Source organism: Cytobacillus sp. FSL W8-0315, assembly GCF_038002905.1.
Taxonomy (GTDB): domain Bacteria; phylum Bacillota; class Bacilli; order Bacillales; family Cytobacillaceae; genus Cytobacillus; species Cytobacillus pseudoceanisediminis.
Map to the genome: position 1 here is coordinate 91,091 of NZ_JBBOOC010000001.1, position 14,216 is coordinate 105,306.

Here is a 14,216-nt window from a genome sequence, read left to right on the forward strand (position 1 = left end):
TTTGCCTATTTTGCTCCTGCTCTTAACAAAATCTGTTCAATCTCTTTAAACCCTTTCTCACGTGCATGCTGCAGAGGAGTAACATTCTTTCTATCCGGAGTATTCACATCCGCCCCGTGATCGATTAGTAATTGCACAGTTTGCTGCTGTTTTACATTTCCATTATTCAAAATAATTGCTTCTAATAAAGCTGTCCAGCCGAGATCATTTACATGACTTACATCAATATCAGTCTTGTTGAGAAGTTCCTTGATGGCATCTATATGGCCATGTTCTGCAGCAGGGATCAATGCAGTTCCACCATACCGGTTAATTATCACCGGATCCGCACCTGCTTCGATCGTAAGCTTAAGAATTTCAACGTATCCTTCTGCGCCTGCATATAAGAAAGGGTTGTTTTTCATGTTATCCTGAATATTGACGTCAGCCCCCGCTTTAATCAGGATTTTGGCGGTTTCGACATCATTATTGTAAGTTGCAATCATAGTAGCAGTTCGTCCGTCTGAGTCCTTTTTATTTAGATCAGCACCTTCCTCAATCAATCTCTTTATTGTTTCTGTTTCCCTGCGCTCTGCAGCTTGAAGCAATGGTTCACTCATATCCATATCTTCCCGTACCTCTTTTTCCTGTGTTTTTGTATCTGCATTATTATCTGAGACACAGCCTTGAAGGAGAATAACGCCTCCAATCACTATTGTTAGCCACCTCCTCATCTACTTCACCTGCCTATCTTCTTTAAATAAAATGACTCAGACTAGTTACTGCTTCTATTATGTTAGTATCAAAATGTGAACTCCCTCTAAAAAAATTCTTAAAGAAAGTTAAACTTAATCTTAAAATTTCTTCATATATAAAAAAAATAGCCGTCACCTTTGTGACGGATCAAATTAAACACAGATTAATTTAAACATTGAATCGATAACCGGCTCCCCAAACGGTTTCCAGGAATTTCGGCTGTGCAGGGTCTCCTTCAATTTTCCCTCGTATTTTTCTAATATGAACGGTGACTGTTGAAACATCTGCAGCTGACTCCAGCCCCCAAATCTTTTCATAAAGCTGTTCTTTGCTCAATACTTGATTTGGATGCATTAGAAGAAATACTAATAAATCAAATTCCTTTGTTGTAAACGGAGTTTCTTCTCCGTCAATATAAACTTTACGTGCTGACTTATCAATTGTGATCCCATGTACGAAAATTGTATTTGTTTGAGTCTGTTTTCCTGCTAAACGTTCATATCGCTCTAAATGTGCTTTCACTCTGGCTACCAGTTCACTCGGACTAAAAGGCTTGGTAATATAATCGTCTGCCCCTAAGCCGAGACCCCGAATTTTATCGATATCTTCCTTTTTGGCTGACACAAACAAGATAGGAATGTTTTTAACTGCGCGTATTTGTTTACATATTTCAAACCCATTTACTCCTGGAAGCATGATGTCCAAAATAATTAAATCATAGTGTTCTTGAAGAGCCTTTTGGAGTCCTTCCTCACCAGAATGTTGAATATCGACACGAAACTTATTTATTTCTAAATAATCTCTTTGCAATTCTGCAATACTAATGTCATCTTCAATAAGCAATATTTTTTTCATATTTTTTCACCTTTCTTTAGGGAAAAGAATACACTTGTACCTTTACCCATCTCGCTTGAAGCCCAGATTTCCCCTCTATGCTCCAAAATTATTTGTTTCGCGATCGCAAGTCCTAAGCCGCTTCCGCCTGTCTCGGAACTTCTTGATTGTTCTGCACGGTAAAAACGTTCAAAAATATTTGGCAAGGCAGAAGGTTCTATCCCTTGCCCATTGTCTTCGACTTTAACAATTACATCGCCTAATCGATCATGAAGAGAAATAGAAATCTTCTTCCTGTCTTTATTCATATATTTAACACAATTACTTATTAAGTTGGCCAATACTCGTTTCAATTTCTCTCTATCCACTTTCACGAAGATTGGTTTATTCAAAAGATGAAGCTCCAAATGGATTCCTTGCTGAAGTAAATCCAAATAAAGTTCTTCTGCATAGTCTTTCATATATTTATCCAGTTCGACAGTTTCGAAATGGAATGGTTCTTTTTTCAAATCCAGCTTGGAAAATAAGAAAAGCTCATCAATTAATGAATCCATGTCTTTTGCTTTAAAGTGAACAGTCGACAAATACTTTTCCATCTTCTGAGGGGTATTGGCTACACCATCTTTTATCCCCTCAACATATCCAATAATCGATGTGATAGGTGTCTTCAAATCATGCGAAATATTGGCCAGAAGCTCTTTTCGATTTTCTTCATACCGAAGCTGGAGGTCTATCGATTCTTTTAGTTTAATTCTCATTTCCTCAAATGCTCTATTTAATTGTCCGATTTCATCATTTGAAACAGCTCCGATTTCAAAATTTAAATCTCCTGATTTTATTCTTTCAGCACCTTCTTTAAGAACTGAGATAGGTTTAATAATGCTTCGTGAGACTAAATAATTTAATATACCAATAATCATAATAAACAGAAACAGTAAAAGTCCTGATAAAATAGGAAACAATTCTCTAATGACCTCAGCATAGGAACTGGCCTTCCTTAATACGAAAACACTTCCTTCACTTTTATCCGGAAAATAAAAATCAAACTTTACATAGGTAAAAAAATAGTCGTTGAGTTTAATCGTATCTCGAGTATTGATATTTGTTTCTTCAAAACCTGGAAGGGATTTAACCAATGCCTGTTTGTCAAGAGCATGGGAAGCGTACTCAACTTTTGTGCCTTTTCTAACAACAATGTCGATATCCTCTTTCTCAATCTTTTTAAGCTCCTTTTCATTTAGGAGCTGTTTCGGATTATTTTTAGCAAAAAGCTTTAAATCGAGAAACACACTTTCTTCAACTGTTGTCAAAGGTTTTTGTATATATGTTTTTTTGTAAAGATGCTCTATAGATCTTACATCACCTGTTATGGCAAAAATAATTAAAAAACCTGCTGCCAATAATAAAGTGATCGAAAAAAGAATCACTCCAATATAAGACAGCAGAAACCTCATTTTAATGGACATCTGTTTCACTCACTCTGTTATAAAAATTTTCATTAGATCATACCTTATTCTTAGCATTCAAGATAATTTTATAAACCCTATTATCCAGATTAAGAAATTAAAAGAACTATATCACATAAATCTTAAAACTTTCTAAAATATGTATGAAATATTTCTAAACAGCTTAGCAAAAGTGATTTCCATAGAATTATGCCCGAAATGTTTTCCCCAGATGTTCTCCTAGTCCATAGTAGTGCCTGAAATTATAAATGAGGGGACTCCATTCATGAGGGTTCACATGATGATCATCCTTAAGGATGGATGTATGCGCATGGACCTTTAATGCCGTTACTTCCACAATGGCAAAGTGAGAGTCATGTTCCGGAACTCGAATGTGCTCCACCCTGCTCTCGATCTGAAGTGGACATTCCAGGATTCTAAAGGGCTTTACAATTTCTGCTTCCTTCTTCGTAAGGGAGGCTGCAGAGAATTTATCTTTTTCAAAGCGGAATGAATTAACCCGTTTGTATTCCGGTACTGGGCACTTGCCAGTCAGTGGCGCTAATGCCTCTACATTCTCCCAAAGGCCAGGGCCAGGAACGTTTACGACACATTCGGGATGATTGCGAAGATTTTCCAAAGCCTTTCCCCCCTCCCCGATTCCAAGGACAATGCATTCCCCTAATGCCCATGACGAGGATAAGGGGCTGATGTTGGATGTCCCATCCTCATTAAGTGTTGTTAACGATATCACCGGAGTTCCATAGTATAAGATTTTAGGCTGAATCGACTTGGTGATTATTTGGTTTTCTTCCTTTTTCATTGCAGTTTCCTCCTGAACTTTTTTACAAATATCATTGTAAGGGGTAGATATTTCAATTATCATCGAAATATGGATTACATGGAGGAATAAGATATGAATATGAATTCAAATGTAGCAAAAGTCGCTTCTCTGGTCAGTGAACCAAGTCGGGCAGCCATACTGACCGCCTTATTGGATGGCCGGTATCACACTGTAAATGAACTGGCCCATATGGCACGGATTAAACCGCAAACGGCCAGCTTTCATCTCAAAAAAATGCTGGATGCTCAAGTGGTGTCAGCAGAAAAACAGGGAAGGCACCGGTATTATGGCATCATGAATCAAGAGGTTGCCCAAGTGATGGAATCCTTTCTATCCATTGCCCCTGCTGCAGAAATTAAATCTTTTAAACATGCCTCTGAAGATAAAGCGATCCGCTTTGCCAGGACGTGCTATGATCATCTCGCTGGAAATTTAGGAGTGCAAATAACTGAATCACTAAAAAGAAAAGGATTTATTGCTGAAGAAAATGACACATTCAGTGTTACGGAAGATGGAATAGCATTCTTTCACTCTATGCAAATCGACCTGACCTCTTTGAAAAAGAAGCGTCGTTCTTTTTCCCACAAATGTCTCGACTGGAGCGAAAGACGCCATCATCTTGCAGGCGCACTGGGGAATGCCATCCTGGAAAAATTCCTAGAGCGAAATTGGATACAGCGCATCCCCAAAACACGTGCCATCAAAATAACCCCTCAGGGAATGAAGGGCTTCAAGGAAAACTTTGCTATTGATTTGGATAGAAAATAAGAATGGTTCTCACACATTCTAGGTGTGAGAACCATTAGCAGTCCTATTGTCACACTTAATTTACAGCAGCAACGTTCTTTTTTAGCCGGACTATGATTTCAACCAAGCCACTGAAAATTGTAAGCAACAATTCGGAAGACCCTTTACTATTTGGATGGGAAATGGGCAGCTTTCCCACTGAAGCCAATAGCTTTTCAGATTCAATGAACAGATCTGACCAAGCGTTATATAAGGCAAAGAGGAGGGAAGAAACAGAGTGGTTATCGCAGATGAAGACTAACAACTTTACTAAAAAATAAAGAAGGCAAGCTTTGACATATCTCTCAAAACTCGCCCTCCATTTATGCTACATCTCTAAATCCGTAAATGCATACGGCAATAAATCCTTTAATGTCAATTCTAATATTTCTTTTTTCTCATTTGTTAAATAAACCGGCATTTCCGGCAAACAGAATTCGGCTAAAACTTGTCTGCAGATGCTGCAAGGCGGAAGAAAATCTGCCGTATCTCCTGCTACAGCTATAGCCTGGAAATCACCTTTTTTGTAACCATTCGCAATTGCAGTGAAAATAGCTGTTCTCTCGGCACAGTTCGTCGCACCAAACGATACATTCTCCACATTCACTCCATTAATGACAGTGCCGTCTTTCAGTAATAAAGCGGCTCCAACCGGAAATTTGGAATACGGAGCATAAGCTCTTTCCCTCATACTGCGTGCACTTTCCATCAATTGCTCTTTATTCATAGTTACCCATCCTTTTCAAAGAAGAATGAACTTTTCACAGTCCCCTTAGGCCAATGTAAAATTGGCAGGATTTTTAATATATATTTTTTGAAATGTTTGTCAATAAAGACTTGATATTTTCATACATGAATAGAGGAAGGGGCTCAATATATCATATTCCATAATGAATCATATATTTTCTGCCTTCATATGCCTCTTTAATCTTTTGTGCTAGTTCATAAAGTTCAAGGGAGTTTTCATACAAGTTCAATGAAATAACCACATCATAGAATAATGATAATGATTCTGGCGGAATGATCGTGATGCCGCTAAATGCCAATCCAAACTCTGGGCGGTCAAGTGAATGAAAATAGGTTTTTACAATAAGTAATCTCTCATATATAGTATCAATTATTTCATCATCAACAGAAATACAATCATATTTTACCGGTTCATACGCATTTCCAATTCTACTATTATTTATATCTTCAATTATGCCAAATTCGTGGACAGGCACTGTGTTTAACTCCTAAAGCAAAGGGTGCCCCATCTAATTCCTTGGATTCCCGCATGTAGCTTATTTTATTTTTACCAATTCCTTATCAACAGAAATAACCTCTTCTTCAGCATAAATCACATATGCACACCCGCTCTCATATTTCTGTGAACTGAATTCACCCAGTATCTGGACAGGGCCTTTTTTCAAATGGTAAATAAGCTGATGATCATTCTCTTCACTATCAAATGCTGTTAAATCATTTACCAAAAAGCCGTTAATGGCTTGTTTATATATGTTAATCATATTTATTCTCCTATGCATATAAATCTATTTGACAAGCACCAAGGGGGGGATGGATATGCACTGGAGAAAATACTTTATTCTGTTTATTCCAGCCCTTTTGATATTTATAACCTCCATTATTGTGGTTCCAGATTATAAATTTTATCTCGTATCAATAGTTCCCTTCGTTTTTGGATGAGCTACTACTCATGGGTTTATTTAGAGGAAAGGCAAAAGAAGCAGTAATTTCTTTTTCTTCCGCTTTACAGCCCATCATCAACATATTTCACTTCTATAATTCTTACATCTCTTTCCATGAACAGCGAGCCAGAATTAAATAAAAAAATGAAAATGATTAAAATGAAAATAAAAAAGATTCCACCCTTATATTCCTGGGATTCATTTATGCTGCTCATTTTTTCCCGATATTTTCGCTGGACTTTTCTTCTTTTCTCTTCAGCGTTCACTTTGAATCCCCTCACAAAGTTGTTCCAATCTAACACAAAACACGGACATCCTTTAATTTCCATTTTAACACAAAAAAGAAATACCTTTAATTGAGGATTCTGAATTTTCTTTGCATATAAAAAAAGCCGCCTGCACTGGCAGCTGATTTCATAATAGTAACTCCATCTCAGAATCCTTATCAATAAAACCCATTTTCTTATAAAGATGATAGCCATCCTGTGAAGAATGCAGCCAAATACGTCCTACCCCCAAACTCCTGCAATTATTAATACATTCGTTTAAAAGTGAACGACCTAGCCCATATCCTCTATATTCCGGTTTAGTATACATATTCATTATATATGCTTCTAATCCGCTTATATTTTCCCCATGCGGTGGTCTTTCAAAAAACACTAAGCCGCTTATGGCAACAACTGTCCCCCTAACATCAGCTACCCAAGCAGAATAACCGCCCTTAGACAGCTTTTCTTGAAAATATCTCCTGTTTGCATCAAATACTATTGCTCTGTTTCCTTCAATAACGTCTCCTACCGCCTTTAGGAGCTCTATTCTTAATCCAGTAATTGCATCAACATCCTTAAGTGCAGCTTTTCTGATATTCCAATCCATTTTACCCTCTCCCAGCTTTTTATTCTTCTCATCCAGAACAGTTTACCAAATCAATCCATAATGTCTTCTCCTCCTTTAGACCCAAAAGTAATTACTCACGCCTTTTTGGTTTTACACATTTTTTTTATAGGGGTAGAATTGTTGTGCACTGAGATTCTGAATATATTTAACCGATTATTCACAAAATCTATAGGAAGACAAGCAGATTGGACTGAACAGCATGTGGAAAATTTACAAAATGGATATTAGAAGTATTTTTACTAATTGGGTTGCGGCAGTATTAATCGGAGGCTTGACGTTACTGCCTTCTTTATATGCCTGGTTTAACATCGAGGCTTCTTGGGATCCCTATAGTCAAACGGATCAGCTTCCAGTAGGAATCGTGAATGAAGATGCCGGAGCAGTGGTTCGTGATAAGGACATACATATTGGAGATGACATCGTCAAGGAATTAAAGAAGAACGATGATATGGACTGGCACTTTGATAACCGTAAAGACGCGATGGATAAGGTGGAATACGGCGACTATTTTGCTGTCATTGTGATTCCGGATAATTTCTCCCAGAAGCTGGGAACCGTCATTGAAAACCAGCCCGAAAAAGCGAAAATCGAGTATTATGTGAATGAAAAAATCAATGCCATTGCACCTAAAATCACAGAAAAAGGTGCAGGCGGGATAGTCGATACGGTTACAAGCAATTTCATCTCAACCGTTAACGGCACTATTTTTGAGAAGTTTAATGAATTGGGTCTGGAGATTGAAAAAGACCTTCCGGATATAAAGCGGTTCGAAGAGTATGTTTTTCAAATGGAGGAAAAGCTTCCTGAAATCCATTCCTTATTAAGCAGCTCCCTGTCAGATGCAGAAAATGCCCAAAAAATGATTGATAAGGCACAAGCACTCGTTCCTGATGCCAAACGCGCAACAGGAAACGGTCTGCAGACCATTAATGAAACGATGAAATTTATAAATGAGGCTGAGAATCGCCTGAATGCAATGGAGCCCCAGATTCAGGAGAATCTGGAGAAGGTCCAGAATATGGCGGTAAAGGTGAACGATTTTATCTCCTCGGTTCAATCCTCTGATTTGAACCTGAACCAGGGAAAGGAAATAGGCAATCAAATCAATGAGCAGATAGCAGGTTCGCTTCAGAATATCGAGACTATCGAAACAGCGCTAAAGCAGCTGCAGGAATCCAATAAGGAACAAGGCACAAGCCAAAATCAGGAACAAATCAATCAGGCTCTGGAACAAATAGCCTTATTAAAACAGGAACTGCAGACTATCCAGGAAAACGGACAAAAGATCAATGCCTTTCTTTCAGACAAGCAGAAGGAAGCAGATGATTTAATCACCCGGCTTCAGGAAAATTCAGCTGTAACCGCAGGCAGGATCGACGCATTCGTTAAAGAATATAATGAAAACATCCGGCCAGCCATCAAACAGGAAGTGGCCAGCGCCAAGGAAACATTGAGTAATGCCCGGAATATCCTGACTGAAATACAATCCGCCATGCCTGAGATCGAAAAAATCCTTGCGAATACAGAGGGGAACTTAGGTGAAGGAGAAAAAACGCTTAAGCACATTATCGGAGAGTTTCCATATATAAGCGAAAAGATTAATCAATTAGCCGATCGGATTCGGGACATCAAGGGCGAGACAGACATCAACGAGATCATTGAGCTGCTGCAAAATGATCCCGAAGCAGAGAAGGGTTTCTTCGAGGAACCTGTTCAGCTTAATAAAAACAGCCTATTCCCAATCCAAAATTACGGAACAGGAATGACTCCCTTTTATACCGTACTTGCGATATGGGTAGGTGCCCTTCTATTAATTTCCCTTTTGGCTACAGATGTTCATCATCATGAAGAATTTACGGGAAAACAAATCTATTTCGGCAAACTGCTGACCTTCCTAAGCATTGGATTTGCACAGACCCTCGTAGTGACAATAGGGAATATCTTAATTCTCGGAGTGGATGCAGCTGAACCAGTATGGTTTATCCTGTTTGGACTGATAAGCAGTTTAGTGTTTATATTAATTGTTTATACATTAGTATCTGTATTTGGCGATGTAGGAAAAGCCATGGCGATTGTCTTGCTGGTGCTTCAGATTGCAGGTGCTGGCGGAACCTATCCGACCGCCTTGCTTCCTGAATTTTTCCAAACCATCCACCCCTTCCTGCCCTTCTCTTATGCCATTGATTTAATGAGAGAAGCTGTTGGAGGCATTGTTTGGGAAAGAGTTTACAGAGACCTTCTGGTCCTGACGCTATTCGGTTTCATTGCACTATTAATTGGAACCTTCCTGAAAGAGCCATTAAGCAGAAAAACAAAAGCGCTAATGAAAAAATCAAAGGAATCGGGGTTGTTTCATTAGGATTTAAAAGTTTTATTAACCCTCTTGACCTTTTCCAAAATGTGTAATAAAATCAGTAAAAATATAAATATGAGCTATGATAAGGATACGAATCTTTCTTTGTTTTCTTTCCAGAGATCAGGGCCATTTGGCTGCAAGCCCTGAAGAAAAGGGAATGATTTACCGCCTTGGAGCTATTATGGGGAATTGATCTATACCAGAGTATCCATAATCGGGGAATCCGTTATCTTTTTGAGCATAAAGCAGTCTTTCGGCATGCTTTATGGAATTAGGGTGGAACCACGGCCGCACTCGTCCCTTTTGCTGGGATGAGTGCGGCTTTTTATTTTAATTAAAACTATATAATTAGCGTTGATAAGGACATGAATCATTCTTTATTTTCTTTCCAGAGATCAGGGTCACCGGCTGCAAGCCCTGAAGAAAAGGGAATGATTTACCGCCTTGGAGCTATTATGGGGAAATGATCTATATCAGAGTATCCATAATCGGGGAATCCGTTATCTTTTTGAGCATAAAGCAGTCTTTCGGCATGCTTTATGGAATTAGGGTGGAACCACGGCCGCACTCGTCCCTTTTGCTGGGATGAGTGCGGCTTTTTATTTTAATTAAAACTATATAATTAGCGTTGATAAGGACATGAATCATTCTTTATTTTCTTTCCAGAGATCAGGGTCACCGGCTGCAAGCCCTGAAGAAAAGGGAATGATTTACCGCCTTGGAGCTATTATGGGGAAATGATCTATATCAGAGTATCCATAATCGGGGAATCCGTTATCTTTTTGAGCATAAAACAGTCTTTCGATTGCTTTATGGAATTAGGGTGGCACCACGACCACACTCGTCCCTATGTTTGGGAGGAGTGTGGTCTTTTTTTTATAACTAAAAATCAGGAGGAATTGAAATGGAAGCAGAAAAAATAAATCATAGAAAGTTAGGTCAAGAGCTGGAGCTTTTCACATCCATGGAGGAAGCCCCAGGAATGCCTTTTTTCCTGCCAAATGGAATGGTGATGCGAAATGAACTTGAAAGTTATTGGAGACGAAAACACCAGCGGGCAGGCTATCAGGAAATTAAGACACCGATTATGATGAAACAGGAACTTTGGGAACAATCCGGCCATTGGAATCATTATCATGAAAATATGTATTTCTCAAATGTGGATGAGCAAAATTATGCGATAAAGCCCATGAACTGCCCGGGTGCGATATTGGTTTTCAATAGCAAACGGAGAAGCTACCGGGAATTGCCTATCCGCTATGCGGAGCTGGGATTAGTCCACAGACACGAACTCTCGGGTTCTTTGAATGGACTGTTAAGAGTCCGGTCGTTCACTCAAGATGACGCCCATTTATTTGTGATGGCTGATCAGATTGAGGCCGAGATTGATAAAATACTTGTCCTAATTGATGAGTTCTACTCCCATTTCGGTTTTGACTATAAAGTTGAACTTTCAACACGCCCGGAGGAATACATGGGATCACAAGAAATGTGGGAACGTGCTGAAGGAGCTTTGGAATCTGTTTTGAAAAACAAAGGAGTAAACTATCAGATTAATCCTGGTGATGGGGCGTTTTACGGGCCGAAAATTGACTTTCATATATTGGATTCGCTCGGCAGAAGCTGGCAATGCGGTACTGTCCAGCTGGATTTTCAAATGCCGCAAAAGTTTAATTGTGCATATGTTGGTGAAGATAACAAACTTCACCTTCCCATTATGATTCACAGGGCAATTTTTGGTTCAGTTGAACGTTTCATGGCTATTCTAATTGAACATTTTGCAGGCGATTTCCCACTGTGGCTGTCACCCGTTCAAGCAAAGATCATTCCAATCTCTGACTCGCATGCTGAATATGCAGACTATGTGAAATCACAATTGGAAGAAGCAGGCATCCGTGCTGAAGCCGACTTTAGAACAGAGAAAATGGGACTCAAGATCAGGGAAGCCGCAAAACAGAAAGTTCCCTACATGCTGGTGATTGGTGATAAAGAAATGGAGCAGCAATCCCTGTCACTGAGAAAACGTAAAGAGGGAAATATCGGTGTGATGAGCATTGAGGAAGTAATTGAGCGGTTTATTAATGAAACAAACGGCGGCAGATAAATCTTTCAAGCTCAGAAGGAATTTATTCCTTTTGGGCTTTCCTCTTTTACAAATAATCTATCTCTCCGAATTTTCTCCAGTTAACAATATCTTAATTTTCAAAATAATGTTATTATTTAAATGTAATAATTTTACACTTAGGGGAGGATTATTTTGAAAACCACTGCAATTGAGAAAGCCATTATTAATGAGACAACAATCAATTCACCACTCAATCTGGTATGGCTCGCTTGGACAATCTCTGATAGGGTATCTGAATGGTTTGCACCTGAAGCGAAAGTAGAAGCTAAGGAAGGCGGAGCTTATGAGCTTTATTTTATTCCCGGAAATAGTACGGGCATGAATACGAAGGGATGTAAAATTACTAAGCTTATTACTGAAAATGAGCTTGAGTTCACATGGAAAGGCCCAGACCAATTTGAGGATTTAATGAATAATGAGGATGAATTAACAACTGTTCATGTAAGTTTCCAGGCAATCCATGAAAATTCATCAAAGGTGATTGTTGAACATAGAGGATTTAAGAATCATGAAGATTGGATTGAAGCAATAAACTGGCATCAAATGGCCTGGTCAGGTGTACTGGACAGTTTAAAATCAGCTCTTGAAAAGGGCGAAGGAAACCTCTGCTGCCAGCCTTGAAAGCAAATACCTGCGGACACTCTTTTTTAAAACCGCAGCCAATTTTCTTCCAATTAATCCCTCTTCGGTATCTTTACTTACATATGTATGTTACAATGAAAGGTGAATCAAACCCTTAGGGTCAACTTGACTTTTCTTAGTCACCCCTTCGAAAGGGGGATAAAATTGGAGAAAATAAGCGTATTCCTGGATGATTATCGGAAAGCGCCTGATGGTCATGTATTAGTTGAGACCATTGATGAGTGTATCCATTTGCTTCAGACCTTTGAAATTGACCACTTGTCTTTAGACCATGATTTAGTAAGTAAATCGAGAAATGGTCTTATGCTCGTTCATTTAATGGTTCAAAAACAGTTATTTGCGGATCGCATAACTGTTCACTCTGCCAATTCCGCAGGCGGGAAAGCTATGTATCATTATTTAAAACAAGCACAGCAGGATTTTGAAATGCCCACTGATATTAAAGTAATCTTAAGGCCACTGCCCCTAAACTTCATTCCGCCAAATCATCTGCAAAAATAGTAGAATTCACCATACCTATTCCCCTTGATCACAGGATATATATATGTCACCAGTATATGGGAAGCAGAGTTTATTAACTGCTTCCTTTTTTCATGACTTTAAAAATGATATGAATAACTGGAACCAGGCAAAAATAAATCCGCTTCTCCATATAGAGGAGCGGATTTAGCTTTAAGATTTTACTCCTATACGTTCAAATATGCCCAGGCATATTGTGCATATAGCTCTGCGCCTGTCGATAAGGCGTCTTCGTCAATATTGAATTTGCCGTGGTGATGAGCCCATTCGGTGTCTTTCTCTGGATTGCCGCTGCCGACTAGGGCGAAGCTGCCAGGTGCTTTGTCCAGGTAAAAACTGAAATCCTCCGCCCCCATTGTTGGATTTTCATTATATAGAAAATCTTCCCCGAAAGCTTCAGAAGCAACTTTTTGCACAAGGTTTGCACTGTATTCCTCATTAATTACCGCTTGGGAACCCCGAATGTATTCCACTTTTGCACCAGCACCATAGATCGATGCCGTCTTCTCAGCATAATTCTCAAGCTGTTTTTCAATATGATCCCTTGTTTCAGGATCGAAGCAGCGGACTGTTCCCTCGATGACTGCATTTTCAGCGATGATGTTAAACCTTGTGCCCACCATCATTTTTCCAATGGTGAGTACGGCAGGCTGCTGGGCATCAATGGTTCTGGACACAACACTCTGGACATTCATGACAAAGGATGAGGCCACTATAGCAGCATCAATGCAGTCATGCGGCATCGCCCCGTGCCCGCCTTTTCCTTTGAATGTCACCTTGAATATATCAGCTGATGCGAAGGATGGCCCAGGTGTACAGGACACTTTATGCGTCGGCATTTGCGACCAGATGTGGATGCCAAAGACATTGTCCACACCTTCCATCGCTCCCTGTTCCACCATCATCTTCGCCCCTTCCGCTACTTCTTCGGCTGGCTGGAACAGCAGGCGGACATTCCCCGGCAATTCTTCTTTTATCTCATTTAATGCCTTGGCGGCAATCAGCAGCATCGCGGTATGGGCATCATGTCCGCATGCATGCATTTTTCCATTTTCCAGGGAGGCATAAGGCAGATCCTTATTCAATTCCTCCACCTGCAGCGCATCCATGTCTCCCCTTAAAGCTACCGTCTTTCCGGGCTTCCCGCCTGCTATTTCAGCAATAACACCTGTTGGTTCCGTTCTTTTAAAGGGAATGCCCAGTCTATCAAGGTACTCACAAATAAATTGGGTGGTTTTAAACTCCTCCCATGACACCTCTGGTTCACGATGCAATTTTCTTCGCAGCTTCGTTAATTCATCACTATATGCTCCAATTAATTCTTTTAGCCCATTATGAATCATCT

The 14,216-nt window shown here is 39.5% G+C and carries 15 protein-coding genes and 3 other annotated features; of the genes, 5 read left to right on the forward strand and 10 right to left on the reverse strand.

All coding sequences use genetic code 11. The features are described 5' to 3' along the window. Positions 1-5: 5 nt before the first annotated feature. The 4 genes from MKY20_RS00555 to MKY20_RS00570 all read right to left on the reverse strand — a co-directional run bounded on the left by MKY20_RS00555 (position 6) and on the right by MKY20_RS00570 (position 3,837). Complete coding sequence (locus MKY20_RS00555; protein WP_340999974.1) at positions 6-713, reverse strand: ankyrin repeat domain-containing protein; 708 nt, start codon at positions 711-713, stop codon at positions 6-8. A gap of 190 nt (positions 714-903) precedes the next feature. Continuing rightward, a complete protein-coding gene (locus MKY20_RS00560) occupies positions 904-1,590 on the reverse strand; it encodes a response regulator transcription factor (protein ID WP_009335368.1) in 687 nt (228 codons plus the stop codon). Next, entirely contained in the window at positions 1,587-3,035 is a 1,449-nt protein-coding gene (locus MKY20_RS00565) for a sensor histidine kinase (protein WP_071157390.1), read from the reverse strand. Before MKY20_RS00565 ends, MKY20_RS00560 begins: the two co-directional genes overlap by 4 nt. 187 nt (positions 3,036-3,222) lie before the next feature. Then, positions 3,223-3,837, reverse strand: coding sequence for a flavin reductase family protein (locus tag MKY20_RS00570; RefSeq protein ID WP_340999975.1), 615 nt, complete (start codon positions 3,835-3,837; stop codon positions 3,223-3,225). 93 nt (positions 3,838-3,930) lie between these two features. Here MKY20_RS00570 and MKY20_RS00575 point away from each other — a divergent pair, with 93 nt between their 5' ends. Continuing rightward, positions 3,931-4,626 carry an ArsR/SmtB family transcription factor gene (locus MKY20_RS00575; protein ID WP_019379576.1) on the forward strand — a complete coding sequence of 232 codons (696 nt, stop codon included), beginning with the start codon at positions 3,931-3,933 and terminating at the stop codon, positions 4,624-4,626. Between the two features lie 346 nt (positions 4,627-4,972). On the opposite strand, the gene MKY20_RS00580 is transcribed toward MKY20_RS00575, so the two are convergent. The 5 genes from MKY20_RS00580 to MKY20_RS00600 all read right to left on the reverse strand — a co-directional run bounded on the left by MKY20_RS00580 (position 4,973) and on the right by MKY20_RS00600 (position 7,208). Further along, a complete protein-coding gene (locus MKY20_RS00580; RefSeq protein WP_019379579.1) occupies positions 4,973-5,371 on the reverse strand; it encodes a cytidine deaminase in 399 nt (132 codons plus the stop codon). Between the two features lie 151 nt (positions 5,372-5,522). Beyond that, positions 5,523-5,867, reverse strand: coding sequence for a short-chain dehydrogenase (locus tag MKY20_RS00585; RefSeq protein WP_071157384.1), 345 nt, complete (start codon positions 5,865-5,867; stop codon positions 5,523-5,525). A 60-nt stretch (positions 5,868-5,927) separates the two neighbouring features. After that, positions 5,928-6,152 carry a hypothetical protein gene (locus MKY20_RS00590; RefSeq protein ID WP_071157382.1) on the reverse strand — a complete coding sequence of 75 codons (225 nt, stop codon included), beginning with the start codon at positions 6,150-6,152 and terminating at the stop codon, positions 5,928-5,930. Positions 6,153-6,394: 242 nt separating this feature from the next. Further along, the gene (locus tag MKY20_RS00595) at positions 6,395-6,598 is read right to left on the reverse strand and encodes a hypothetical protein (RefSeq protein ID WP_019379583.1); all 204 of its coding nucleotides are present in this window, start codon (positions 6,596-6,598) and stop codon (positions 6,395-6,397) included. A 148-nt stretch (positions 6,599-6,746) separates the two neighbouring features. After that, positions 6,747-7,208, reverse strand: a complete 462-nt coding sequence (locus MKY20_RS00600) for a GNAT family N-acetyltransferase (RefSeq protein WP_071157380.1) — start codon at positions 7,206-7,208, stop codon at positions 6,747-6,749. A gap of 220 nt (positions 7,209-7,428) precedes the next feature. Here MKY20_RS00600 and MKY20_RS00605 point away from each other — a divergent pair, with 220 nt between their 5' ends. From MKY20_RS00605 to MKY20_RS00620, 4 genes are all read left to right on the forward strand, one after another. Next, entirely contained in the window at positions 7,429-9,588 is a 2,160-nt protein-coding gene (locus tag MKY20_RS00605) for a YhgE/Pip domain-containing protein (protein ID WP_251174133.1), read from the forward strand. A gap of 67 nt (positions 9,589-9,655) precedes the next feature. After that, positions 9,656-9,890 (forward strand) — a binding site (T-box leader). Positions 9,891-9,930: 40 nt separating this feature from the next. Then, positions 9,931-10,164, forward strand: a binding site (T-box leader). Between the two features lie 40 nt (positions 10,165-10,204). Next, positions 10,205-10,437: a binding site (T-box leader), on the forward strand. A gap of 52 nt (positions 10,438-10,489) precedes the next feature. After that, positions 10,490-11,689 (forward strand): threonine--tRNA ligase, encoded by a 1,200-nt coding sequence (gene thrS / locus MKY20_RS00610; protein ID WP_340999982.1) that lies wholly within the window; start codon positions 10,490-10,492, stop codon positions 11,687-11,689. Between the two features lie 153 nt (positions 11,690-11,842). After that, positions 11,843-12,331: an SRPBCC family protein gene (locus tag MKY20_RS00615; RefSeq protein WP_009335375.1), complete on the forward strand. Its 489-nt coding sequence runs from the start codon at positions 11,843-11,845 to the stop codon at positions 12,329-12,331. Between the two features lie 165 nt (positions 12,332-12,496). After that, positions 12,497-12,853 carry a cyclic-phosphate processing receiver domain-containing protein gene (locus MKY20_RS00620; RefSeq protein ID WP_009335376.1) on the forward strand — a complete coding sequence of 119 codons (357 nt, stop codon included), beginning with the start codon at positions 12,497-12,499 and terminating at the stop codon, positions 12,851-12,853. Between the two features lie 185 nt (positions 12,854-13,038). Here MKY20_RS00620 and MKY20_RS00625 read toward each other — a convergent pair whose 3' ends face one another. After that, positions 13,039-14,214 carry a M20 family metallopeptidase gene (locus MKY20_RS00625; RefSeq protein WP_071157377.1) on the reverse strand — a complete coding sequence of 392 codons (1,176 nt, stop codon included), beginning with the start codon at positions 14,212-14,214 and terminating at the stop codon, positions 13,039-13,041. Positions 14,215-14,216: the final 2 nt, after the last annotated feature.